Genomic DNA, 22,683 nt, shown 5'->3' with positions numbered 1-22,683 from the left:
TCCTATCTCTGGACTCAGGCTCCCGACAGGCCGTTCGTCCGACGGAGGGAGGATGCTAGCTGGCCTGTAAGCCGGGTTCTGTATGGCCCGCTTGCGCGAACGTGGCGGCCATTCATCTGGGGCTGCCGTTGCCGGCAACCTCAACGCAACCAACCCGAACGACAGCGCGGAAATGCGCTCCGGCGCACCCGAAGGCCGCCGCGGCCGTCCCTATTCGGTCTTGCTCCGGGTGGGGCTTGCCGTGCCATTCCTGTTACCAGAAATGCGGTGCGCTCTTACCGCACCCTTTCACCCTTACCCCGGCATCGCCGGGGCGGTTTGCTTTCTGTGGCGCTTTCCCTGAGGTCGCCCCCGCCGGCCATTAGCCGGCACCCTATTTCCGTGGAGCCCGGACTTTCCTCCATCCCAGGAGCGAACGCCCTGGAACAGCGGCCGCCCGGCCAGCTAGCCGCGCCTGTCTGACGCGATGTCATCGAGACGTCAACAAAGAAAAAGCCGGCGCAATGCGCCGGCAAGGTGTGTCTTGGAGGGAATGGGAACCATTCGTAGGATCGGATGTAGGGCACGGCGCCGAATCGCGCTGTGCGAAAACGCACAGCGCTGTTGCGCCATCCTCCTGCTATCCCCGTTTGGCAATCAAATCGCGCAGCGTCTCGATGGTGGAGGCGTCGCAGATGCCGTCGACCAAGGCGGGCCGGAAATGGCGCTGGAAGGCGGTGACGACGGCTTCGGTCAACACATCATAGGAACCGGTTATTTCCAGGCCATAGCCATAGAGCGAGAACATCGCCTGCAGAGCCTCGATCGGCTGGCCCGCCTCTCCCGGTGAGAAGAAGCGGCCACCCCGGATCGGCGACGGTGGCACGTAGAGGCCGACGCCTTCGGCCGCCAGACTTTCCCAGTCGAACCGTTCGCCCGGATCCGTCTTGCGCAGCGGTGCGATATCGGAGTGACCGAGAACATGCTGGGGCCTGATGCCGTGCCTGCGGACGATGTCGCGGCTCAGCGCCCTCACCGCCGCCATCTGGGCAGGCGGAAAATCGCGGTAGCCCCATTCATGGCCCGGGTTGACGATCTCGATACCGATGGAGTGGGAATTTATGTCGGCGACGCCCTCCCAGCTCGACTGGCCGGCATGCCAAGCACGCCTGGCCTCGGGCACCATCTGCGCGATCTCGCCGTCCTCCCCGACGAAATAATGGCAGGAGACCTGTGAAGCGGGATCCGCGAGGCGTGCGAGCGCGCCAGGCCCGTCGGGCATGCCGGTATAGTGCAGGATGAGAAGCAGTGGGCTTCCCCTGTCGATCCGCTCGCCATGATTGGGCGATGGCACCAGGCGGTGAACGAGTGTGCTATCGGGCTGCAAGAAGCGGTTCTCTAGGGTAGGATTCGGGGAGCGCTGTCATGGCTCTACGCCATCCGGCTCCGACGATAAAGCCCGTTAAGGTGCTCTCTTCAAAGCCAGTTGATGCGCTTGAGCACCCACAGCGTGGCGACTGAGGTGATGGTCACGAAGGCAACGATGACCACGAAGGCCCAGGTGTCGTTCACGCCCGGAATGCCGCCGACATTCATGCCGAACAGACCGGCCACCACGCTCGGGGGCAGCAGCAGGGCGGCAAGCGCCGCGAGGCGGTTGGAATTGCGGGCGATGCGCTCGCTGATCACGGTGCCCAGATCGTCGTGCAGGATGGTGGTGCGGTCGCGAATGGCATCGAGATACTCGATGAAGCGCATGAGCTTGTCGGTGACCTCGCGCAGGCGCAGCTTGTCGCGCTCCATGAGCCAGGGAGCGTCATCATGCTCCATGCGATTGAGCGCGTCTCGCTGCGGGGCAAGGTAGCGGCGGAGTTGGACGGAGCGGCGGCGCAGCAGCTTCAAGCGTTCGCGCACTTCGCTGGCCTCTCCGTTGAAGATCATGTCGTCGAGTTCGTCGACCTCCTCGTCCATGCCGTCGAGCACCGGCTCAAGATCACGCACGAGTTTGTCGCCGATCATGGCGAGAAGGTCGCCGGTGTGGTTGGGGCCCTTGCCCTTGTGCAGCGCCTTGCGAATGTCTCGCAGCGCCGTCATGTAATGGCCCTTGTCACGCAGCGAAATAACGCGATTGCCGTCGACCCACAAATGCAGGGGGACGAGGTCGATATCGGAGGGCCTTTCCTTCTCGTCGACATCCTCTGGAGACGTCGCGCAGACGCCGCGCAGGATGATGAGAAGACCATCATCCACGGGTTCGACGCGCGGCCGCGATTCTTCCTCGAGCAGGGCCTCGGCGATCACGGGATCGAAGCCGGCCTTGCCGTTGATCCATTCGGCGGCGACCGGATCATCCCGTTCGAGATGGATCCAGATCACGCCCTGGTCCGGTCGCCAGTTGCTGGCGCGTTCCCAATCGATCTGCTGACATCCTCCGCGGCCATCAAGCAACAGGGCAAAACGCAGCCCCGGTTCGACACCGTAACTTGCGGAACGTGAAGTCGGCTCTCCCATGCCGGCCCCCGGGAATAACTGACCGTCCCTGAGAAACTCTGGGAACGGGGAAAACATAAATGCCACAAAAGCTTGCCGCCATGTGCCGATTCACTTTATCAGGTCGGCAGGCACAGGCAAGCCGAAGTGAAGGCTCCCTGCCGGGCAAGGGATTCCACGAGACCTTGCCCGATGCCAGGGTCCCTTCCCTCATGCTCCACCGGAAACTGGTTTCTCCCTCATGGACCTCAGCATCGCCGAACTTGTCGAGCGTTTTCCCGATTTCCGCGTCGCGGTGATCGTGGCCGAGCGGCTGAATATCTCCGGCCCCCGTTCTGAGAGGCTGGACCACCTTATCCGCGAGGGCGAGGCGGAGTGCCGGCGGCGCCACGCCGGCACGGAACTCTCCGCCATTCCCGGCGTCGCGGCCTGGCGGAGCGCCTATAAGGGCTTCGGCATCAAGAAGACCAGCTACCGTTCCTCGGTGGAGCGGCTGATCAAGCGGGTGCTCGCCGGTGACAGCCTGCCTGCCATCAACAGTTTCGTCGACATCTACAACGCGGCCTCGCTGCAGCACGGCTTCTGCATCGGGGCGGACGACCTCGACAAGATCGCCCCGCCCGTTGCCTTCCGCTTCTCGCGGCCTGGCGACAGCTTCCTGGACATGGGAGCCGAGGCCGGAGATGATCCCGACGACCCGCCCAAGGACGGCGAAGTCGTGCTGGCCGACAGCCGGCACGTCCTCTGCCGGCGCTGGAACTGGCGCCAGGACATGCGATCGGCCATCACCACCGACACCAGGCGGGCGCTGATCACCGTGCAGGCGAACGGATGGGGCGATCTGGAAGCGGCAGCGGATGAATTGTCCGAGTTGCTCGAGTCGGAGTGCGGCGCACGGATCCGGCTCGCTTATGCCGACAGGGAGACACCGACGGTGACGATCCCCTAGGTGTTCGATCCTGGGCTTTGATGGTGCAGTCTTTTCGACCAAGCCGGTTCCATGCTGCCCGCAGGACCGCCCCCTATCCTACGCGGCTGCCTTCTCCACCTTCGGCCTCAAACCCAGCAGATGGCAGATCGCGTAGACGAGATCAGCCTTGTTCATCGTATAGAAGTGGAATTCGCTCACGCCGCGGTCCACGAGGTCGAAAACCTGCTCTGCCGCCACTGCGGCCGCCACGAGTTTACGAGTGGCGACATCGTCGTCCAGGCCTTCGAAGCGTTCGGCGAGCCGCCGGGGAACGCTGGTGCCGCAGCGTTCCGCGAAGCTCCTCACCTGCTTGAAGTTCTGAACCGGCACGATTCCAGGCACGATGGGTATGTCGATGCCAGCCTCGCGCACACGGTCGACATAGCGCAGATAGTGCTCGTTATCGAAGAAGAACTGGGTGATGGCACGGGAGGCTCCCGCGTCGACCTTGGCCTTGAGGATATCGATGTCGAAGGCAATCGAGGGGCTTTCGGGATGCTTCTCGGGATAGGCCGAGACGGAAACCTCGAAATCACCGAGGGACCTGATGCCGGCGACCAGATCGGCTGAGCTGGCATAGCCTCCCGGATGGGGCTCGTAGTGAGCGCCCACCCCGGCAGGCGGATCACCGCGGAGCGCCACGATATGGCGCACACCGGCGTCGGCATAGGAACGGATCACCTCGTCGACGGCCTCCCGCGTAGCGCCCACGCAGGTGAGGTGCGCCGCCGGCCGAATATCCGTCTCCCGAACCATCCGGGCCACCGTGCCGTGGGTGCGCTCCCGCGTCGTGCCGCCAGCCCCGTAGGTTACCGAAGCGAAGACCGGGTCGAGCGGGGCCAGTCGCTCGACCGCTTCCCAGAGCGAGGCCTCCATCTCCGCATTCTTGGGCGGAAAGAACTCGAAGGAAACACGGATACCACCGCGTGAGGGCAATGCATGACCAGCCATCACGCCACCTCCTGACCAAGAGAAATACTGTCGGAGACCCGGCGCGGGTCGCGCCCTGTCCATATTGAAACCGTGAGACTGGAGGGGCCGTCGCCGGCCTCCACCTCGCGCCAGCCCTCGGGCTGAAGATGCGCCGCCTCGAGCCAATGCTCGATGGTCTCGCGGGCAAAGCCGAGGCGGCGATGGGCGAAGTCCTCGCGGAGGAATTCCAGTTCGTGCGGTGAGAAGTCGACGATTACCAGCCGGCCGCCCGGCCTCAGCGCGCGGGCGATCTCGCGCAGGGCCCGCGCTCCGTCGTCGAGGTAATGCAGCACCTGGTGAACGATGATGAGGTCATAGGCGCCCGGCTCGACCGACAGCGCGAAGAGATCGCCCTGGCGCACCACGGCGTTTCGGATACCGTTGCGCTCGAGATTGGCGCGGGCGATCACCAGCATCTCGGCGCTTGCGTCGATGCCCACCGCGCGCGTCGCCAGCGGTGCGAAAAGTTCGAGCATGCGGCCGGTACCAGTGCCGATGTCGAGAAAAGCCTGCACCGGTTGGGTGCCAACCACCTGCCTGAGGACGGCTTCGACGGCATCGTCGGAAGCGTGCAGGGCACGGATACGATCCCAATCGCCGGCGTGGGCACGGAAATAATCGGCGGCGACGGAGGCACGGGCCCGGCGTACTTCCACGAGGCGGGAGCGATCCCGGGCGAGGATGCGGTCGCTGCGGTCAAGCCGCGCGAGGATTTCCGCGAAGAGTTCGGATTTCAGCGTGCCCTCTGCCAGACGGAAGAAGGCCCAGGCGCCTTCGCGGATGCGCTCTACCAGACCGGCCTCCACCAGCAGCTTAAGGTGGCGCGAAATGCGCGGCTGGGACTGGCCGAGGATCTCCGTGAGATCGGTGACGTTGAGTTCGCCCTCCGCCAGGATCGCGAGCAGGCGCAGGCGTGTGGGCTCGCCTGCCGCCTTGAGCGCACTCAATACCGTTTCGAAGGGAGCTGAAGTTGCCATTGCCCGCTTTCATTCCTCACATAAAGATATGTTTATGTGATTTCCGAAATTGCGCAAGATTTTTGTTTCAAAACCGACGACGAAGTGCGCCATGGCGACGGACGTGCAATTTGCCGGGAGCACAGGGCCAGATCCGTTCGGAAATGGCGGTATCCATAGGGCTTCCGATCGAGCCCATCGCGCGATGAAGCCGACAAGAGGAGACTGTCATGACCAACAGGCCGCAAGCCCCGGAGGGCAGGCATCAAGAACCGCGAAGAGAGGGGCTGGGGCGATGGTGGAAAGGAGAAACGCCTATCCCCGCCAGACCCACTGCTCGGGCACACGCGCGGCGAACTCCTCGCCTGCCGAGATCGGCCCCGGCCTGTCCACATAGGCGACGACGCCGCGCAGGCGCTTGGCGGCGGCGGCAAAGCGCAAGGCCAGTCCCTCGGCATCCGGCAGGTTTCTCTCGACTTCCGCGCCTGCGATTCGGCATGGAGCGTTCTGGTCGGTCACCGCAAGCACCGCGCCGGATGGGAAGAACAGGCGGGTGCCACGCGAGATGAAGGAGAAGTCGGGCAGTCCTTCCACTGCGAGATTGGCCCCGAGCCATTCCGGCGCCACCCTTTCGACCCCCAGATTGGCGGCAATGACGGAAAGTTCCTCCATCGATACGATCGAGACCTGGCGCTCGTTCTGGATCGCCTCCCCACGCTTGAACCAGGGCACCCGCACATCTGCAGGACGCAGAAAACCGGCATGGCGGTCGCCCGGAATCCCTTCATGGGTGAGTTCGAGAACCGCGCGGCGCTCCGCCCCGATCTCCTCGCCCGGCGCGGCTCCCAGCGCCGCCACCCTGCCCTTGCGCTTGATGGCGGGAATGACGGCGATATCCGGGATCGCATAGGAGGTCTGTTCTGACATCGATATTCTCTTGGAGGCAGGGCGGCCCGTCATGGCGCCGAATTGTCGTCCCGCCCACGCTGGGCGAGATGGTATTCGCGCAGGATGGGGCCGATATGCCGCTTCACCTGCCAGCGAGTCAAAAACAGGAGCACAACGAGAATTGGCAGATTGTCGAGGATGGCGCGCAGGAAGCCGACCACGATCGTGCCGACGATGCCGTCGCCCATCAGCATGTCGCCGCCCGTGAGCATGCCGAGGAACATCACGACGTAGCCGGAGATCAGCCCGGAAACCTGCGCCATCGGCAACACGTAGAGCAGAAAGTTGACCACGAAGCCCCAGCAGAACACGAACAGGGCGAACGGCACGCCGATGCGCCACCAGACGGCAAAGGCGATCTTGCCAATGATCTGCGCTTCGGTCACGCTGCTCTCTTCCAGCCCAGGGCGAGCAGGCCGGCGCCGATCATCAGCGTGCCGCCTGTGCGATTGACCAGACTCTGCACTCGCGGCTTGCGGATGGTGGAGCGCGCCATGGCCGCCATCAAGGCATAGATGCTGGCATTGAGCGTGGCGAGAACGAGGAAGGTCGCCTCGAAGATCACCATCTGCAGGGCGATCGGTCGGGACATATCGAGGAATTGCGGGAGGAAGGCCACGAAGAACAGGATGCTCTTGGGATTGAGCGCCGTGACCACATAGGCATGCAGAAAGATGCGCAGCGGCTGGCCCGCCGGCTCGCTCGCTCCATCCTGAAGCGCAGCACCGACGGGTGCACGCCAAAGCTTGAGGCCGAGATAGATCAGATAGGCAGCGCCGATCCATTTCAGTGCCGTGAATATCGCCGCAGAAGTCGCCAGCAGAGCGCCGAGGCCGAGCATCGATGCGGTCATGGCAGTGAAGTCGCCAAGAGCGACGCCCGCAACCGTCGCCCCTGCCAAGCGACGGCCATGGCCGAGCGCATAGGAAATCACGAGCAGGATCGTCGGGCCGGGAATGACGAGCAGGACGGCCGAGGCGGCCGCGAAGGCGAGCCAATGATCGAGGGGCATGGGGCAGGCTCCGAATAGGAAGCCAGCAATCCATGACGGGAGGGGAATTGCAAGCCCGGGGGCGCAGACGCCCCGTACGCTCTCGAAACGATAACGCCAAAGAAAAGGCGGAGCGCAAGGACAAGCACTCCGCCTCTCTCCGCGGAATTAAAGTTCGACGGCGGACGGGCGTCCACGCTGCCGGCGTTACGCGCCTACCTTCACCGCTGCGCGGTTGGCGATACGGCGCTGCTCGACAGCAAGCGCCAGACGCTCCAGCACGACCACGGTCGTATCCCAGTCGATGCAGCCGTCGGTAATGCTCTGGCCGTAGGTCAGCGGCTTGCCCGGCGCCTGGTCCTGACGGCCTGCGACGAGGTTGCTCTCGACCATGACACCGATGATGCGATTGTCGCCTGCAGCAACCTGCCCGGCGATATCGTCGACGACGAGCGGCTGGTTCTCGGGCTTCTTGGAACTGTTGGCGTGGCTGGCATCGATCATCACGACAGGAGAAAGCCCGGACTTGGCAACCTCGGCACAGGCGGCCTCCACACTGGCCGCATCGTAGTTCGGCGCCTTGCCGCCGCGCAAGATGATATGGCAGTCCTCGTTCCCGGTGGTCGAGGCGATGGCCGACTGGCCGTCCTTGGTAACCGCCATGAAATGATGCGGCTGCGATGCCGACTTCACCGCGTCCACGGCGATGCGCACATTGCCATCCGTGCCGTTCTTGAAGCCGACCGGGCAACTGAGTCCCGAGGCGAGTTCGCGATGGATCTGGCTTTCGGTCGTGCGCGCGCCGATCGCCCCCCAGGCGACGAGATCGGCGATGTATTGCGGCGTTGTCATGTCCAGGAATTCGCAGGCAGCGGGCAGCCCGAGACTGTTGATGTCGAGCAGCACCTTGCGCGCGATCCTCAGCCCCTTGTCGATCTGGAAGCTTCCGTCGAGATCGGGATCGTTGATAAGCCCCTTCCAGCCCACCGTGGTGCGAGGCTTCTCGAAATAGACCCGCATGATGATTTCCAGCGAAGAACCCAGGCGCTGGCGCAGCTTCACCAAACGGTTGGCGTAATCGAGAGCGGCCACCGGATCATGGATCGAACAGGGACCGATGACCACGGCGAGACGATCGTCGCTCCCGCGAAGAATATCGTGGAAGGCGCCGCGTGCCTCGCTGACGGTGCGCGTCACTTCCAGCGTGCGCGGATGCTCGCTCATTACAGCGGCGGGGGTGGTCAATGCCTTGATTTCACGGATGCGAAGATCGTCGGTGGTGCTCAACATAGCCTGGGTTCCTTGGCCTCGGGTTCCTGGAGAGAGTTGGGTCCCAGCCGGCGGCACAAAAAAACCGCCAGATGGGCTGGCGGTTGTTCGGGTCTGACTTACTGCAATCTTCAGATCGAGCGCACCCCTACCTCCGCCAGCGGCCTGCGAAAGCCAAAATACCAGTAAAAGTAGGGGGCGGATGCAAAGGTCATGGGACGCATATAGTCGCGCGAACGGGCTTTGTCACCTGTCTTTTGCATCGGAATGCATCTTCCGCTCATGCCGCTACGGAATCCTTGACGGGGCCACGACTGTCCGCATGACCACATGGCTTGCGGATGATCAGACCGAGATCGTCCTCTCACCAACCATTTCCTGCACCCTGGTCGCGATCGTCTCGCCGAGGACGCGGTGCGTCGCCTCGTCATAGTGGATGCCATCCACCGGACTTACCGCCACAAGCTTGCCGGCATCGATGAAATCGGCGCCATGCTTGCGAGCGACGGCTTCATAGAGCGGCGGCAATGCCTTCGATTTTTCGACGCCGCCTGCGAACATGGCGCCAAGGAACCCGACCAGACCGATCGGCGGCGGGCCCACGATCAGGAGCTTGGCCGGCGGGTGGCCGAGATTGGGCGTTGCGTTGATGATGCCGGCGAGTATGTCGATGCCAGCGGCAATGTCCTCGGGCGGAGCGCAGAAGCGGGCCTTCAGATCGTTGGTGCCAAGGGCGAGCACGATCACGTCGAGCGGCCTGTGGCTCTCGAGGCAGGCTGCGAGATAGCGCTTGCCGTTCTTGAAAATGCCCTCGATGAGGTCGTCACGAATGGTCGTTCGTCCCGGCAGCCCCTCCTCAATGACATGCCAGGAATGGCCGAGGATCTTGCGCATGATGCCCGGCCACCGTGTCTTGCCGTCGAAGCGGCGCTCGTCGCCGGGGCCGGCCATGGGCGGCGTGCCGTAGGTATTGGAATCACCGAAGCAAAGAATGTTCTTCACAATATTCCTCCAACTTGTTGATATTCATAGATTTCGAGCGCCCGACACACACCCTCCCGCTTTGCAGATGCGGGATATGCGTGGCGATCTCAGGATCGACGGCCCTCTTCGGCAAGCTCCGCGTCTCGCGTATGCGGATCCGGGAAAGCCTATTTCTTCGCCACGATGAAAATCCGCGGAAAGGCGAGCACCACCTTGCCGTCGCTGCGGGGCGGATAGGCCTGGGCGATACGGGCGGTGTAATCCTCCAGGAACTGCGGCTGCTCGCTCTCGTCGAGGAGGTCGAGATAGGACCGCAAGCCTGTCGCCCGCACCCAGGAAACGATGGCCGCGGCATCGTCGAGGACATGGAAATAGGTCGTGCGCCAGATGTCGATCAGCGAGGCCTGGCCGGCAAACAGATTGTAGTAGTCCTCGCCCGGCAGAATTCGCTCGCGCAGGCGCCCGCCCTCGCCGAATTTCGGCGCCCACGGACCGAGGAGCGCCGTCTCGCGCATCAGCCGATGCGACGGCTCTTCCAGATTGTCCGGCATCTGCACGGCGAGGACGCCTGCCGGGGCCGCCTGGGCCAGCAGGCGTGGCAGCAGGGCGGCGTGACCGGACACCCACTGCATGACCGCATTGGCGAATATCACGTCCGGCGCCCTCACCGCATGCCAGTGCAAGGCATCACCCTTCTCGAAGCGGGCAGATGGCAGGCGCTTGCGGGCATCGGCCAGCATGGCATCGGAGGTATCGATACCGAGGATATCGGCATCCGGCCAGCGCTCCGCCAGGAGTTCGGTGGAATTGCCCGGCCCGCACCCGATATCCACGGCATGGGTGACGCCGTCCAGCAGCACACGGCCGAGAAGATCGCGTGCGGGGCGGGTGCGCTCGTCCTCGAAGCGCAGATATAGGGAAGGATTCCAGTCAGCCATCTCGTCCACTCGCATGAAGCGCGGCACCATGGCGCGCGCCGGTCTGCACGGCCAATCAATTAATCAGGAAGCCGCCGTCGACGGGCATGGTCACGCCGTTGACCATCGAGGCCTTGTCGCTGAGCAGGAAGACGATCGCCTCGGCGCACTCGACCGGCTCGAAGAAACGCCCGAGCGGGATGCGCTTCAGCATCGGATCGGCCTTGGCGGGGTCACTCCAGGCCTTCACTGCCATGGGTGTCAGCACGATGGTGGGACAGACTGCATTGACGCGGATGCCCTGGCGACCGAGCTCGTTCGCCATCACGGTGGTGAGCGAATCGAGCGCCCCCTTGCTGGCACAATAGGCGGCGTGATCGGCGAATCCGATGCTGGAGGAGATGCTGGAGACGTTGACGATCGCTCCCTTCTTGCCTCTGGCGATCATGTCCTTGGCGCACTCCTGGCCGAAGATCATCGCAGCGACGACATTGACCGCCATGAGTTCCTGGAAAGCGCTGACGCTTGTCTCGAGAAAGGGTTCGAGCGACGTGGTGCCGGCGTTGTTGACCAGCCGGTCGATGGGCTGGATCCTGCGTGCAGCCTCCCTCACCGCCTCGGGATCGGCGAGATCGACCGCATGCGTCTCAGCATCGATCTCTGCGGCCAGGCTCGCCAGGTCTTCCTTGCTGCGGCCAATGGCGACCACCTTCGCACCCCGGTCGGCGAGAAGCTTCGCCGTTGCGCGGCCGATGCCGCGTGTCGCCCCCGTCACGACGATACGCTCTCCGGCAAATTCCATGTCGTCCTCCCTTTCCTGTTGGCGCGCATCGTAGCGACCTCGCCTGTCCTGACAAGTCTGACAAATCGCCCGTCGAAAGGGACTAGCTTTCTCGGCCCAACTGGGCTAATGCCCCCGGCCCTTCCCGTCTCCAGGACCAGCCATGCCGGATACCTCGCACTCGCGCGGGCCGACGCGCCCGCTTTCCATTGGCATCGACTTCGGCACCAGCAACACCGTGGTCTCCTTTGCAGACAAGGACGGCCGCGCCGAAGCGCTGTCGTTCGATCACGACGGCCAGACCCTCCATGGCTATGTCACCGCGCTCTGCTTCTGGGACGAAGGTGCCGGCGGCAGCCTCATGACCCGCGTCGAGGGCGGCCCCTGGGCGATCGACCAGTTCCTTGATGCGAGTTCGCCGCTGCGCTTCATCCAGTCCTTCAAAACCTTCGCCGCGAACTCCACCTTCCAGGAGACGCGCATCCTGCGCGAGCGCTATCGCTTCGAGGACCTGCTCGCCACCTTCCTGCGCACGCTCGTCAGGCATTCCGGGGGCCGGCTCGACCTTTCCTCATCCAATATCGTCATCGGCCGCCCGGTGACCTTCGCCGGCCGACAGCCGGACGATGCGCTTGCCATGCAGCGCTATCGCCTGGCCTTCGAGCGCGTGGGCGTGAAGAACGCCTCCTATGTCTACGAGCCCGTCGGCGCGGCCTTCTTCTATGCCCGCAACCTGCAGCGGGATTCGACCGTGCTGGTCGCCGATTTCGGCGGCGGCACCAGCGACTTCTCGGTGATGCGCTTCGAACATGTCGCCGGACAACTGCACGCCGAACCGCTCGGCCACGCGGGCATCGGCATCGCGGGGGATGCCTTCGACTACTGCATCGTCGACCGTATCGTTTCGCCCCGCCTCGGCAAGGGCGGGCACTTCCGTTCCTTCGACAAGGAATTGTCGATCCCCAATCACTACTATGCCAATCTTGCCCGCTGGCATCAGCTCGCCATGATGAAATCCAATGGCGATCTCAAGGGCTTGCAGGATCTTCTGAAATCGGCGATCGAACCCGAAAAGCTACGCAAGTTCATCGAGATCATCGAATTCGACATGGGGTTCGCCCTCTACAGCGCGGTATCGAGGACGAAGATCGCGCTTTCCTCGGAGGATGAAACCCGCTTCTCCTTCAAGGGAGGCGACATCGCCATCGAGGGAAAGCTCAGGCGGGAAAGCTTCGAGCGCTGGATCGCTCCGGGCGTGGCGAAGATTGCCACGACGCTCGACGAAGCCCTGCGCCGGGCAAAAGTCGAAGGCAAGGCCATCGACCGTGTCTTCCTTACCGGCGGCACGTCCTTCGTACCGGCGATCCGCAAGCTCTTCGTCGAGCGCTTCGGCGAGGAGCGGCTGGTCTCCACCGACCAGTTCGAATCGATCGCCCATGGCCTCGCGCTGATCGGTCAGGACGCGCACAGGGAACGCTGGGCGGTGCAATTGCCGGCGGCGGCCTGATCCGGCTGCACGGGCATCTCGCCCGTCGGCGCCAACATTTCGGGTTCGATGACCGATCGACATCCGAGGTACGGCCCGTCTTGCTACAAACGAAGAGGGCGATCGGTGATCGCCCCTCCGGGCGCGCGGACATCCAAAAAAAGCCGGGCAGCGAAAAGCCGCCCGGCGTGATGCGATTTACGCTGCTTCCGGCAGGCTCGTCATGTCGATGACGAAGCGGTACTTCACATCGCTCTTGAGCATGCGGGCATAGGCTTCCTCGATCTTCTGGATCGGGATGATCTCGATGTCGGAAACGATGCCCTTCTCGCCGCAGAAATCGAGCATCTCCTGCGTCTCCGGCAGACCGCCGATCAGCGAGCCCGCGAAGTTGCGGCGTTTGAAGATCACGCTGAAAGCGGCAACCGCCAGCGGCTTCTCCGGCGCACCGACCTGCGTCATGGTGCCGTCGCGCTTCAGCAGCGCAAGATAGGCGTTGACGTCATGGTCTGCCGCCACGGTGTCGAGGATGAAGTCGAAGCTGTCGGCGTGCTTGGCCATCTCCTCGGCATTCCTCGAGATAACGACCTCGTCGGCGCCCAGGCGCTTGGCGTCCTCGCTCTTGCCCGGCGAGGTGGTGAACAGCACCACATGAGCACCCATGGCATGGGCGAGCTTCACGCCCATATGGCCGAGGCCGCCGAGGCCCACGATGCCGACCTTCTGGCCGGGGCCGACCTTCCAATGGCGTAGCGGCGAGTAGGTGGTGATGCCAGCGCACAGCAGCGGCGCCACGGCGGCAAGATCAAGGTTCTTCGGCAGATGCAGCACGAAGTCCTCGTCGACCACGACGTGGGAGGAGTAGCCTCCCTGCGTCATGCCGCCGAGCTGCTTGTCGGGGCCGTTATAGGTGCCGACGAAGCCGTTCTCGCAATACTGCTCCAGTCCTTCCTTGCAGGCCGAGCAGGTGTGACAGGAATCGACCAGGCAACCGACGCCTGCGAGATCACCGGCCTTGAACTTCGTCACTTCGGCGCCGACGCGGGTCACCTCGCCGACGATCTCATGGCCTGGCGTGCAGGGATAAACCGTATTGCCCCACTCGTTGCGGGCGGTGTGCAGGTCGGAGTGGCAGACGCCGCAATAACGGATCTTGATCTCGACATCGCGCGGACCGGGATCGCGACGGTTGATCTTCGCGAGCCCAAGCGGCTGATCTGCCGCGCTCGTCGAAAAGCCGGTACAAACAAACATGGATATGTCCTTGAATAGCCGACCAGTTTCGCACCGCCTCGAAGGCCGTGTGAGCATTTGATCGGTGTTTGAAAGAGGATGTCGTTAGGATAAGTGGAGCTTGCCTCCACTTCGCGACTATAAGCCGACAATTGCTGCGGCGCAAACTTGAATTTGAAACGTCGGTTCGATCGACCGCAGGCATCGGCGCCCGACCGATCAAAATTCGCGGCGTGCGATCACATCCCGCGATGCTGTCGCCGGGGTAGCCCCCGGCGACGGCACAAGTTCGGACTTACGCGGCCAAGTCCCTCAGCGCGAGAACTTCTTGTACTGGATGCGCTTGGGGATTGTGGAATCGATACCGAGGCGCCGCTTCTTGTCCTCTTCATAGGCCTCGAAGTTGCCCTCGAACCACTCGACATGGCTGTCGCCTTCGAAGGAGAGGATATGGGTGGCGAGGCGGTCGAGGAAGAAGCGATCATGCGAGATGATGACGGCGCAGCCGGCATAGTTCTCCAAGGCCTCTTCCAGGGCCCGCAGGGTCTCCACGTCGAGATCGTTGGTCGGCTCGTCGAGGAAGAGGACGTTGGAGCCCTCCTTCAGCATCTTGGCGAGCTGCACGCGGTTGCGTTCGCCGCCCGAGAGCACGCCGACCTTCTTCTGCTGGTCCCCGCCCTTGAAGTTGAAGGCGGACGTGTAGCCTCGCGAGTTCACCTCGCGCTTGCCGAGATAAAGGATCTCGTTGCCGCCGGAGATCTCCTCCCACACCGTCTTCTTCGGATCGAGCGCATCGCGCGACTGGTCCACATAGCCCGGCTGTACCGTTTCACCGAAGGTGATGCTGCCGCTGTCGGGCTTTTCGAGGCCGAGCAGCATGCGGAAGAGCGTGGTCTTGCCGGCACCGTTCGGGCCGATCACGCCGACGATGCCGCCCGGCGGCAGGGAGAAGGAGAGATCGTCGATCAGGAGACGGTCACCGAAGGCCTTGGAGATGCCTTCGACCTCGATGACCTTGCCGCCGAGGCGCGGGCCGGTCTGAATCATGATCTGGGCCGTGGTCGGGCCCTTCTCATTGGCCTTGGCGAGCAGGTCCTCATAGGCGTTGATGCGGGCCTTGGACTTGGCCTGGCGCGCCTTCGGGCTCGCGGCGATCCATTCCTGCTCGGCGGCGAGCTGCTTCTGGCGGCCCTCCTCCTCGCTCTTTTCCTGGGCGAGGCGCTTCTGCTTCTGCACCAGCCAGGTGGAGTAGTTGCCTTCGTAGGGAATGCCGCGACCGCGATCGAGCTCGAGGATCCAGCCGGTGACGTTGTCGAGGAAGTAGCGATCGTGGGTGACGATCAGGATCGCGCCCGGATACGTGCGCAGATGCCCTTCCAGCCAGGCGACCGTCTCGGCGTCCAGATGGTTGGTCGGCTCGTCGAGCAGCAGGAGTTCCGGCTGTTCCAGCAGCAGGCGGCAGAGCGCCACGCGGCGGCGCTCACCACCGGAGAGCGTCGCGACATTGGCATCGTCCGGCGGGCAGCGCAGCGCGTCCATGGCTTGGTCGATCTGGCTGTCCAGATCCCACAGGTTCTTGGCGTCGATCTCGTCCTGCAGGCGGGTCATCTCGTCCGCCGTTTCGTCCGAATAGTTCATCGCGAGTTCATTGTAGCGGTCGAGGATCGCCTTCTTGGCGGCAACGCCGTCCATGACGTTCTCGCGGACCGTCTTGTTCGGGTCGAGCTGCGGCTCCTGCGGCAGATACCCCACGCGCGCGCCTTCGGCCACCCAGCCGTCGCCGGTGAAATCCTTGTCGATGCCGGCCATGATGCGCAGCAGTGTCGACTTGCCCGAGCCGTTGACGCCGAGCACGCCGATCTTGGCATCGGGATAGAAGGACAGGTGGATGTTATCCAGCACCTTCTTGCCGCCCGGATAGGTCTTGTTCAGACCCTGCATGTGGTAGACGAATTGATACGAGGCCATGGTGCCTTGCTGCCGCTTGTCAGAGAATGGGGATTGGGGCGGTGTGTAGCGGAGGCGGCGGAGCGGGGCAAGGGCGCGCCCGCGAAACTTCCGCCTCCGGCAGTTGCTGCTTCACATGGGTTCTCGGCCTGTCAAAGCGAGGTTCCGGGCGTATCGTCCCCTCAGTTCCAGAACCGGAACAGTTGCAGCCCGTAGAGGATGTAGGTCGGCTCCAGCCCGAAAAAGCTGGTGAGGTGGAATACCGCGTTCCAGACCGCGCCGCCAACCTGGCTGGTCCAGAGCGCAAGGAGCGCCAGCATGGAAATGAAGGGAGCGGCCTGGATGGCCTGCGCCTGGATCTCATAGGGCAGATAGGGCTTGATGATGCCGAAGCCGTCGAAGCCGGGAATCGGCAGGAGGTTCAGCACCACCGCCGAGCCCTGCAACGCCGCCAGGAAGGCCAGCGACACCCAGAATGTCGGCGTGCCCATCTGCTCGTGCAGGCCGAGCATGAAGGGCAAGCCCATGACGGCGAGCACGACGAGGTTGGCCAGGGGCCCGGCTGCCGAACACATCGCGTCCCAATGCTTGCTGCGCAGGGCGCCCGTATTGATGTAGACCGCGCCGCCCGGCAGGCCGATTCCGCCCAGCAGCAAGAAGAGGATGGGCAGGCCGAAGGTCAGCATCGGATGGGCATAGGCCAGCGGGTCGAGCGTGAGGTATCCCCGCTCGGCCACGCCCCTGTCCCCTCCCCAATAAGCCACCAGGGCATGCGCGCCCTCGTGAAGGCACAGCGAGATCACCCAGCCGGCTACGACGAAGGCGAAGACTGCGACCGGCGCATAGAGCCACCCGGTGAAGAGCGAAAAGCCCGTCACCAGGAACACCGCCAGGATCGGCAGGAAATTGGGGCTGAGGCGCCAGGGGGCGGAGACGACGCGAGACAAGGACGACTTCCGAAGTTGAACCATAGAGGTCTTAGTGTGGAAGGGCGCGCGCTCTTTCGCAAGGGCAGCCGCCCGTTTTCGGCCGATCCTTAACGATCCTTCATAGACGCAGGCCCGCGCCGACCCGCCGCAGAACCCAATAGAACAACGCCGTCGCAGCAGCGCCGATGGCCATCGCGAACCAGAAGCCGCCTTCGGTTTCCACGAAGGGCAGGTCCTTGGTGTTCATGCCGAAGATGCCGGCGACGAGACTGCCAGGCAGCAGCAGGGCGGTGATGATGGACAGGGCACGCAGCGAGCGATTGGTTTCGTCGGCCTGGCGGGCCGAAACCTCGTCCAGCAGAAGCTTGGCACGCTCCTGCAGCGTGTACATCTCGTGATCCAGCGATTCGAGACGATCGGCGAGCCGCTTGGCCGGGATATGCATTGCCGGCCTCTCCTCTTCCTCCGGCGCCTGCGCATGCCAGTTCCGCAGCACGGAGGAGAGCGACGACAGCTGGCGGTGCACGCGCACGGTGATGCGGCGGACATTGATCAGGCGGGTCCGCTCGGTGGTCGCCATGTCGCCGACGACACGATCTTCGGCCGTGTCGAGTTCATCCGTCATGGCCGCGACCCGCCGGGCGACGGAATCGCAGAAACGGTCGATGATGGTCTCGATGAGCTGGCCCGCGACCGGCAGATTGAGCCCGCCCTTCACGGCCCGATGGATTTCCTCGACCGAACGAAGCGGGTGACGGCGCCCTGAAATCACCAGGCGCTCGCTGAGCGCGAAGCGCAAGCGCCCCAGATGATCGCTCTCGCTGCCGAGTTCGCTGTGGAAATCCGCGATCACGCCATAGATGACGTCGTCGCAGGCCTGCAATCCCAGGGACTCGTCGTTGGCGAGGAACAGTTCGCGCGCTTCCTCGGGCAGTTGCTCGAGCGAGGAAAGCCAATCACGCGCCAGACGGTCGGTAAGGCTGAAATGCAGCCAGAGCCAGCCGTCCTCGGCGAGGAGCGCCGCTGGCACGTCCCGGGCATCGAGCGCCTCCGGCGCGTAGCCCTCGCGGAAACGGTAGGCCCAGACCAGGCCGGCAATCGCTGCCGGCACGAAGTTCACGCCCGGCAGGCGTTGCTGTTGAATGTTGTCCATCGCGGCTCCGCCAGGATCACCGCCCCGCCCAGCCCGAACGGGCGGCACAACCTGGCATTTCACCGGCTAGATCAAGCATGCGACAGGTTCATGACAGTTATCCGGCAACACTTACGCCGCTTGTTCCAACTGCCTGAGCAGATCCGAGAGTCCCGCTTCCTCGACCAGCAGGGCGGCATCGCGCGGTTTGAACCAGCGTCTCTCGCGCTCGCCCATCTCGCGCCAGGAAGGCAGGTTGCGGGTGACATCGAGCTGATAGACGAAAACCCGTACGAGATCGAAGTGCAGGTTGCGACGCTTCCAGTAGAGGAATTGGCCAACGGGATCCTTCCCGACCGTGCCTATGAGGCCAGCCTCCTGCTCGGCCTCGATGGCAGCCGCACGGCAATCCTTGGTGTCCTTCATGGGCCAGCCCTTGGGGATCGTCCACCGACGCGTTTCCCTGGTCGTGACCATGCAGACCTCGAGCTGCTCCCGCTCCAGGCGAAGGGGCAGCGCCGCGACCTGGCGAAGCTCCGCTGAAGAGGATGGGGAATTGCTGACGTGCTTTGCTGCCTTGGCCATTCTTTGGTGAGGAGATCCTTGTCTTCAATTATCGAAACAGAATTTACTTGGAATAGTTCAATCAATCCTTGATCGGCGTGTTGTTTCGCACACTTGTTTTGCGTTGCCCTTCACGAAAAGATCTCTTCCAGCTGGCAATCTGCAAATGCGCCTTGCCGAACCGCGCCGCATGGCTTCACCGAGGACTCCTGCGGGTTGACGTCATTCATTACCACGAAGTGCGCCATGTTTTTGTCAGTATGCGACTGCTTTGACACGACGCACAACGTTCCCACAGCTTTTTGAGACACATCACCGGGAAAGCTCTCTTCCGCTTGCAGATTTAGCCTGGCAACGAGATGCAATTCCGACGATTCGGTCGTCCCCATTATTTGAGCGCCTGGCGGTTGCCTCTAGGGAATACATGTGAGGCATGCACCCAGCATTGAAAGGGGCGAGGGCATCGCTTATGCGGACTGTCGGCGGGCGATTCGAAATCACCCTGAACGCGAGGAATGGTTCCGTGAAAACCGCTCTGCTTTTCGTCCTCCTCGGCGGTATCGCCTTTACTCTCGCCTCCTGCGGCGGAGAGGATTGCACCTCCGAGATGCTGCAGCAGAAGCACAGGGAGCTCCAGGACGCCATGACAGCGGCTCTCGCAAGGAATCCTGCCAAGGCTGCGGACAACTCGCAGGCCTGGGCCAGGGCTCTCGACCTGATGGCCAAGGCGCAGTCGGCAGGCAATTCTCCTCCGGCCGAAATCTGCAAAGCCTATGACGAGCAGATCCAGGCCGTGACGAAGCAGTCTTCCTGAACGACATCGTGAAAGAACGCTGCACATTTGTCGGATGAACCGACTGGCCTCGGCCCTGCTCGCACGCTAGGTTCGCCCCGGGAGGAAATCATGCTGACGGATATGTTCGACCTTACGGGCCGTGTCGCCCTCATTACCGGTTCGAGCCAGGGCATCGGATTGGCGCTGGCGAAGGGGCTGGCTGAAGCCGGTGCAACCGTGGTTCTCAACGGCCGCGACCAGGAAAAGCTCGACAAGGCTGCGAGGAACCTCGTCGAGCAGGGCTTCGCGATCGAGACGGCTGCCTTCGATGTCACCGACATCGCTGCGGTGGAGGCTACGGTCGCCGCCATAGAGGAACGCCACGGGGGCATCGACATCCTCGTCAACAATGCGGGCATCCAGCGACGCGCACCCTTCGTCGATTTCCCGGCCGCGGTGTTCCGCGAAGTGCAGACCACCAACGTCGACGGCGTCTTCTTCGTCGCCCAGGCCGTTGCACGGGGCATGATCGCCAGGAAAGCCGGCAAGATCATCAACATCTGTTCGGTGATGAGCGAGCTCGGCCGCGCCAACATCGTACCCTATACGGCCGCGAAGGGCGCGGTGAAGATGATGACCAAGGCCATGTGCGCGGAACTCGCCCGCCATAACATACAGGTCAACGGCATCGGACCGGGTTACATCGAAACAGAGCTCAACGCCGCATTGCTGGCGGACGAGAAGTTCTCTGCCTGGGTCGAGGGCCGCACGCCGGCCGGACGCTGGGGCAAGGTCGAGGAACTCGCGGGGGCAGCGGTTTTTCTCGCCAGCGATGCCTCGAACTTCGTCAACGGCCACATCGTCTATGTCGACGGCGGCCTGACCGCCTGCGTCTAGCACCATTGCAAGCAACGGCATTGAAGTCCGAGAGGGAATAATCGGCGGGCGGAACGCGCTATTGCGTTTTACGGCCTACTACTCGCTTGTACTTTGGTCGTATTTTAAATTGTGAAAATAATAAATATTTCTCATTTCTGTACGACATATAGAGCAAAATACGCTTATAAGTTGAATTGATGAATGCCGTCGTTTACGGCAGGCGCACTGGACGATCTCTGATTCGATTGTGAAGTGTGCCCAAGGGCACGTCATTCGCGATCCCTTTCGCCTAGTGTCTGCCGCCGGCGCCGTCTCACCTGCGCTGAAGCACCATAGAATCACGGCGCGCCGCCCGTCGGCCGCCCAAGGTGAGGAAAAGGAAGTTCCAATGAAGAAACTCTTGATCGCCGCCATGACCGGCGCCGTTGCCCTCTCCCTGGCCTCCTGTGGCGGCGGCAGCTCGAGCTGCACCCCCGAGGCCCTGAAGCAGAAAGGCACCGATCTGATGTCGGCCATGCAGGAAGCGATGAAGGATCCGGCCAAGGCTGCGGCCAATGCCGCGACCTGGCAGCAGAAGGCCCAGGAACTGATGACCAAGGCGCAGGCCGCCGGCGACAAGCCGACCGACGAAGTCTGCAAGGCCTATGACGACCTGATCAAGACCATCAAGGGCTGATCTCCACCGATGCCTGTCGATCCGTCGGCCTCCAGGGCCGGCGGATTTTTCATGAGCACAGCTGCCGCTTGCCGAGATTGCGTCATGGCGCGCACTGCGCCACATTGCCGCCACAATCCGGTCCGCTCATGCCCTTTTTCCATTTGCCGGCAAAGGGATCGGGACTTGGCGATATCGCGTAACGATGTCCTTGCCGGGCTCTCCGTTGCCGGCCTGCTGGTGCCTGAAGCGGTAGCCTATTCCACCATTGCCGGCCTTCCGCCGCAGCATGCCGTCTTTGCCGCAGTCGTGGGTCTCCTGGTCTATGCGGCGCTCGGGCGCAGCAACTACGCCATCACCACTGCGACATCCTCTTCCGCGGCGATCCTGGCGGCGACCGTGGCCACCTTCCCGATGGCGAGCGGCGTCGACAAGCAGGCGATCGCCTTCATGGCCGTGATTATCGCCGGGCTGGTCTTCCTCCTCGCCGGAACGGCCAGGCTCGGCTCGCTATCGAGTTTCGTCTCCCGCCCCGTCCTTCGCGGCTTCACCTTCGGCCTTGCCATCACCATCGTCCTCAAGCAGGTTCCGCCAATCCTCGGCATCCAGGCAAGCGGCGATCCCCTGAGGCTGGTCATCGGCATCGCAGGCCAGGTGGCGCATTGGAATGAGGTCGGCCTTGCCACGGGCATGCTGGCGCTTGCCGCCCTGCTGCTCCTGCGGCGCCTTCCGGCCCTGCCGGGCGCCTTCCTCGTCCTGGCAGCCGGCATCGCCGCAACCTACGCAATCGACTTTCCCGGCCATGGCGTCGCGATCGTCGGCCCGATCGACGTCATGCCCGAATTGCCAGTCATTCCCGATCTCAACGGGCGGGAATGGTCCCGATTGATCCAGACTTCGGTTCCTCTCGCCCTCATCCTCTTCGCCGAATCCTGGGGCACGGTGCGTTCGCTTGCCTTGCGGCATGGCGAGCAGGTCGAGGCCAACAGGGAACTGCTGGCAATCGGCACCGCAAATCTCATATCCGGCCTCGTGCGTGGCATGCCCGTCGGCGCTGGCTTCTCGGCATCGTCTGCGAACGAGGCGGCAGGCGCCACAAGCCGCCGGGCGGGCCTGGTGGCCGCCCTTGGCGTTGCCGTCCTCATCGGCGTGCTCGGCGGACAGGTCGCCCGCCTGCCCGAACCCGTTCTCGCCGCCGTGGTGATAGCGGCCATGGCGCATGCGCTCGACCCCAAGCCCCTCTGGCGGCTGTGGAAGATGGATCGCGACCAATATGTGGCCTGTGCAGCCGCGCTGGCGGTCATGATTCTCGGAGTGCTCAACGGCATGCTGGTGGCCATCGCCCTTTCGATCGCGGCCGCCTTGCGACGCCTCGGCTCCCCCCAGGTCTCGGTGCTGGGAGAACTCGGCAGTTCGCGGGACTTCGTCGACGTCGCCCGACACCCCGATGCCCATCTGGACGCCACTATCGGCATCTTCCGGCCAACCGAACCGCTCTTCTTCTTCAATGCAGAGGCGAGCCTGGCGCTCGCGCAGCGCCTTTGCGTTGACAAGCCGGCTCTGCGCGCCGTGATCCTCAGCCTGGAAGACAGCGCCGACATGGATTCGACTGCTCTGGACTCCCTCATCGAGTTCGAGGGCGTGCTGCGCAGCAAGGGCAAGACGCTTTATCTCGCACGCCTCAAGGACGATGCCCGCATCGGGCTTGTCAGGGCTGGCGCCGAGGCACTGGCCGGTCCCCAGCGTTGCTTCTGGAGCGTCTGGGATGCCTATGAGGCCGCTTCCGGCGCACTCACGTCGCCGGCGCCATCGGCATGAGGGCGGCG

At 63.4% G+C, this 22,683-nt stretch carries 23 protein-coding genes and 1 other RNA gene; 6 read left to right on the top strand and 18 right to left on the bottom strand.

Annotated features, from left to right (window positions below; translation table 11 throughout):
• Positions 1 to 51: 51 nt before the first annotated feature.
• From rnpB to AC6H34_RS20750, 3 genes are all read right to left on the bottom strand, one after another.
• An RNA gene (gene rnpB / locus AC6H34_RS20760) (RNase P RNA component class A) lies at positions 52 to 448 on the bottom strand.
• A 171-nt stretch (positions 449 to 619) separates the two neighbouring features.
• Complete coding sequence (locus AC6H34_RS20755; protein WP_497540080.1) at positions 620 to 1,366, bottom strand: N-acetylmuramoyl-L-alanine amidase; 747 nt, start codon at positions 1,364 to 1,366, stop codon at positions 620 to 622.
• A gap of 89 nt (positions 1,367 to 1,455) precedes the next feature.
• The gene (locus AC6H34_RS20750; RefSeq protein ID WP_497540079.1) at positions 1,456 to 2,490 is read right to left on the bottom strand and encodes a CorA family divalent cation transporter; all 1,035 of its coding nucleotides are present in this window, start codon (positions 2,488 to 2,490) and stop codon (positions 1,456 to 1,458) included.
• Positions 2,491 to 2,710: 220 nt separating this feature from the next.
• Between AC6H34_RS20750 and AC6H34_RS20745 the strand changes: the two genes are divergently transcribed.
• Positions 2,711 to 3,418, top strand: a complete 708-nt coding sequence (locus AC6H34_RS20745; RefSeq protein WP_497540078.1) for a B3/B4 domain-containing protein — start codon at positions 2,711 to 2,713, stop codon at positions 3,416 to 3,418.
• A 78-nt stretch (positions 3,419 to 3,496) separates the two neighbouring features.
• Here AC6H34_RS20745 and metF read toward each other — a convergent pair whose 3' ends face one another.
• The 9 genes from metF to AC6H34_RS20700 all read right to left on the bottom strand — a co-directional run bounded on the left by metF (position 3,497) and on the right by AC6H34_RS20700 (position 11,278).
• A complete protein-coding gene (metF, locus tag AC6H34_RS20740) occupies positions 3,497 to 4,390 on the bottom strand; it encodes a methylenetetrahydrofolate reductase [NAD(P)H] (protein WP_448146855.1) in 894 nt (297 codons plus the stop codon).
• Positions 4,390 to 5,388, bottom strand: a complete 999-nt coding sequence (locus AC6H34_RS20735) for an ArsR/SmtB family transcription factor (protein ID WP_448146854.1) — start codon at positions 5,386 to 5,388, stop codon at positions 4,390 to 4,392. Before AC6H34_RS20735 ends, metF begins: the two co-directional genes overlap by 1 nt.
• 294 nt (positions 5,389 to 5,682) lie before the next feature.
• Positions 5,683 to 6,294, bottom strand: a complete 612-nt coding sequence (locus AC6H34_RS20730; protein ID WP_497540077.1) for an MOSC domain-containing protein — start codon at positions 6,292 to 6,294, stop codon at positions 5,683 to 5,685.
• Between the two features lie 29 nt (positions 6,295 to 6,323).
• Positions 6,324 to 6,701, bottom strand: a complete 378-nt coding sequence (locus tag AC6H34_RS20725; protein WP_497540076.1) for a hypothetical protein — start codon at positions 6,699 to 6,701, stop codon at positions 6,324 to 6,326.
• On the bottom strand, positions 6,698 to 7,327 hold the full coding sequence (locus AC6H34_RS20720; RefSeq protein ID WP_448146851.1) for a LysE family translocator: 630 nt from the start codon (positions 7,325 to 7,327) through the stop codon (positions 6,698 to 6,700). The genes AC6H34_RS20725 and AC6H34_RS20720 overlap by 4 nt, the downstream gene beginning before the upstream one ends.
• 186 nt (positions 7,328 to 7,513) lie before the next feature.
• Positions 7,514 to 8,596 carry a 3-deoxy-7-phosphoheptulonate synthase gene (locus AC6H34_RS20715; protein WP_448146850.1) on the bottom strand — a complete coding sequence of 361 codons (1,083 nt, stop codon included), beginning with the start codon at positions 8,594 to 8,596 and terminating at the stop codon, positions 7,514 to 7,516.
• 324 nt (positions 8,597 to 8,920) lie between these two features.
• Positions 8,921 to 9,577 (bottom strand): SGNH/GDSL hydrolase family protein, encoded by a 657-nt coding sequence (locus tag AC6H34_RS20710; RefSeq protein ID WP_448146849.1) that lies wholly within the window; start codon positions 9,575 to 9,577, stop codon positions 8,921 to 8,923.
• A gap of 149 nt (positions 9,578 to 9,726) precedes the next feature.
• Positions 9,727 to 10,497 (bottom strand): trans-aconitate 2-methyltransferase, encoded by a 771-nt coding sequence (gene tam / locus AC6H34_RS20705; RefSeq protein ID WP_497540075.1) that lies wholly within the window; start codon positions 10,495 to 10,497, stop codon positions 9,727 to 9,729.
• Between the two features lie 55 nt (positions 10,498 to 10,552).
• Positions 10,553 to 11,278, bottom strand: coding sequence for an SDR family oxidoreductase (locus AC6H34_RS20700; RefSeq protein WP_448146847.1), 726 nt, complete (start codon positions 11,276 to 11,278; stop codon positions 10,553 to 10,555).
• Positions 11,279 to 11,420: 142 nt separating this feature from the next.
• On the opposite strand from AC6H34_RS20700, the gene AC6H34_RS20695 reads away from it, so the two are divergent.
• Positions 11,421 to 12,764, top strand: coding sequence for an Hsp70 family protein (locus AC6H34_RS20695; RefSeq protein ID WP_497540074.1), 1,344 nt, complete (start codon positions 11,421 to 11,423; stop codon positions 12,762 to 12,764).
• Positions 12,765 to 12,941: 177 nt separating this feature from the next.
• Here the strand turns inward: AC6H34_RS20695 and AC6H34_RS20690 are convergent, their stop codons facing one another.
• From AC6H34_RS20690 to AC6H34_RS20665, 6 genes are all read right to left on the bottom strand, one after another.
• Positions 12,942 to 13,997 carry an NAD(P)-dependent alcohol dehydrogenase gene (locus AC6H34_RS20690; RefSeq protein ID WP_497540073.1) on the bottom strand — a complete coding sequence of 352 codons (1,056 nt, stop codon included), beginning with the start codon at positions 13,995 to 13,997 and terminating at the stop codon, positions 12,942 to 12,944.
• Between the two features lie 291 nt (positions 13,998 to 14,288).
• Positions 14,289 to 15,944 carry an energy-dependent translational throttle protein EttA gene (ettA, locus tag AC6H34_RS20685; RefSeq protein ID WP_497540072.1) on the bottom strand — a complete coding sequence of 552 codons (1,656 nt, stop codon included), beginning with the start codon at positions 15,942 to 15,944 and terminating at the stop codon, positions 14,289 to 14,291.
• 161 nt (positions 15,945 to 16,105) lie between these two features.
• Positions 16,106 to 16,870, bottom strand: coding sequence for a site-2 protease family protein (locus AC6H34_RS20680; protein WP_497540071.1), 765 nt, complete (start codon positions 16,868 to 16,870; stop codon positions 16,106 to 16,108).
• A gap of 100 nt (positions 16,871 to 16,970) precedes the next feature.
• The gene (locus tag AC6H34_RS20675; protein ID WP_497540070.1) at positions 16,971 to 18,005 is read right to left on the bottom strand and encodes a CorA family divalent cation transporter; all 1,035 of its coding nucleotides are present in this window, start codon (positions 18,003 to 18,005) and stop codon (positions 16,971 to 16,973) included.
• A gap of 111 nt (positions 18,006 to 18,116) precedes the next feature.
• On the bottom strand, positions 18,117 to 18,569 hold the full coding sequence (locus AC6H34_RS20670) for an NUDIX hydrolase (RefSeq protein ID WP_448146841.1): 453 nt from the start codon (positions 18,567 to 18,569) through the stop codon (positions 18,117 to 18,119).
• A gap of 110 nt (positions 18,570 to 18,679) precedes the next feature.
• Positions 18,680 to 18,937, bottom strand: a complete 258-nt coding sequence (locus AC6H34_RS20665; RefSeq protein WP_497540069.1) for a hypothetical protein — start codon at positions 18,935 to 18,937, stop codon at positions 18,680 to 18,682.
• Positions 18,938 to 19,071: 134 nt separating this feature from the next.
• On the opposite strand from AC6H34_RS20665, the gene AC6H34_RS20660 reads away from it, so the two are divergent.
• The 4 genes from AC6H34_RS20660 to AC6H34_RS20645 all read left to right on the top strand — a co-directional run bounded on the left by AC6H34_RS20660 (position 19,072) and on the right by AC6H34_RS20645 (position 22,675).
• Positions 19,072 to 19,362 carry a hypothetical protein gene (locus tag AC6H34_RS20660; protein WP_497540068.1) on the top strand — a complete coding sequence of 97 codons (291 nt, stop codon included), beginning with the start codon at positions 19,072 to 19,074 and terminating at the stop codon, positions 19,360 to 19,362.
• Between the two features lie 90 nt (positions 19,363 to 19,452).
• Positions 19,453 to 20,220 carry a glucose 1-dehydrogenase gene (locus AC6H34_RS20655; protein WP_497540067.1) on the top strand — a complete coding sequence of 256 codons (768 nt, stop codon included), beginning with the start codon at positions 19,453 to 19,455 and terminating at the stop codon, positions 20,218 to 20,220.
• A gap of 370 nt (positions 20,221 to 20,590) precedes the next feature.
• Positions 20,591 to 20,878 carry a hypothetical protein gene (locus tag AC6H34_RS20650; RefSeq protein WP_448146837.1) on the top strand — a complete coding sequence of 96 codons (288 nt, stop codon included), beginning with the start codon at positions 20,591 to 20,593 and terminating at the stop codon, positions 20,876 to 20,878.
• Between the two features lie 165 nt (positions 20,879 to 21,043).
• The gene (locus AC6H34_RS20645; RefSeq protein WP_497540066.1) at positions 21,044 to 22,675 is read left to right on the top strand and encodes a SulP family inorganic anion transporter; all 1,632 of its coding nucleotides are present in this window, start codon (positions 21,044 to 21,046) and stop codon (positions 22,673 to 22,675) included.
• Positions 22,676 to 22,683 lie beyond the last annotated feature (8 nt).

This window comes from Labrys sp. ALF-8 (assembly GCF_059699065.1).
Note: the sequence above shows the minus strand (reverse complement) of the source record. Positions and strands in the feature narration are given on the sequence as shown.

Coding starts and splice junctions, on each gene's coding strand:
- AC6H34_RS20675 (WP_497540070.1), bottom strand. CDS start 18,005: ATGGACAACATTCAACAGCAACGCCTGCCGGGCGTGAACTTCGTGCCG.
- AC6H34_RS20670 (WP_448146841.1), bottom strand. CDS start 18,569: ATGGCCAAGGCAGCAAAGCACGTCAGCAATTCCCCATCCTCTTCAGCG.
- AC6H34_RS20715 (WP_448146850.1), bottom strand. CDS start 8,596: ATGTTGAGCACCACCGACGATCTTCGCATCCGTGAAATCAAGGCATTG.
- AC6H34_RS20650 (WP_448146837.1), top strand. CDS start 20,591: ATGAAGAAACTCTTGATCGCCGCCATGACCGGCGCCGTTGCCCTCTCC.
- ettA (WP_497540072.1), bottom strand. CDS start 15,944: ATGGCCTCGTATCAATTCGTCTACCACATGCAGGGTCTGAACAAGACC.
- AC6H34_RS20700 (WP_448146847.1), bottom strand. CDS start 11,278: ATGGAATTTGCCGGAGAGCGTATCGTCGTGACGGGGGCGACACGCGGC.
- tam (WP_497540075.1), bottom strand. CDS start 10,497: ATGGCTGACTGGAATCCTTCCCTATATCTGCGCTTCGAGGACGAGCGC.
- AC6H34_RS20655 (WP_497540067.1), top strand. CDS start 19,453: ATGCTGACGGATATGTTCGACCTTACGGGCCGTGTCGCCCTCATTACC.
- AC6H34_RS20720 (WP_448146851.1), bottom strand. CDS start 7,327: ATGCCCCTCGATCATTGGCTCGCCTTCGCGGCCGCCTCGGCCGTCCTG.
- AC6H34_RS20735 (WP_448146854.1), bottom strand. CDS start 5,388: ATGGCAACTTCAGCTCCCTTCGAAACGGTATTGAGTGCGCTCAAGGCG.
- metF (WP_448146855.1), bottom strand. CDS start 4,390: ATGGCTGGTCATGCATTGCCCTCACGCGGTGGTATCCGTGTTTCCTTC.
- AC6H34_RS20730 (WP_497540077.1), bottom strand. CDS start 6,294: ATGTCAGAACAGACCTCCTATGCGATCCCGGATATCGCCGTCATTCCC.
- AC6H34_RS20665 (WP_497540069.1), bottom strand. CDS start 18,937: ATGGGGACGACCGAATCGTCGGAATTGCATCTCGTTGCCAGGCTAAAT.
- AC6H34_RS20690 (WP_497540073.1), bottom strand. CDS start 13,997: ATGTTTGTTTGTACCGGCTTTTCGACGAGCGCGGCAGATCAGCCGCTT.
- AC6H34_RS20745 (WP_497540078.1), top strand. CDS start 2,711: ATGGACCTCAGCATCGCCGAACTTGTCGAGCGTTTTCCCGATTTCCGC.
- AC6H34_RS20695 (WP_497540074.1), top strand. CDS start 11,421: ATGCCGGATACCTCGCACTCGCGCGGGCCGACGCGCCCGCTTTCCATT.
- AC6H34_RS20750 (WP_497540079.1), bottom strand. CDS start 2,490: ATGGGAGAGCCGACTTCACGTTCCGCAAGTTACGGTGTCGAACCGGGG.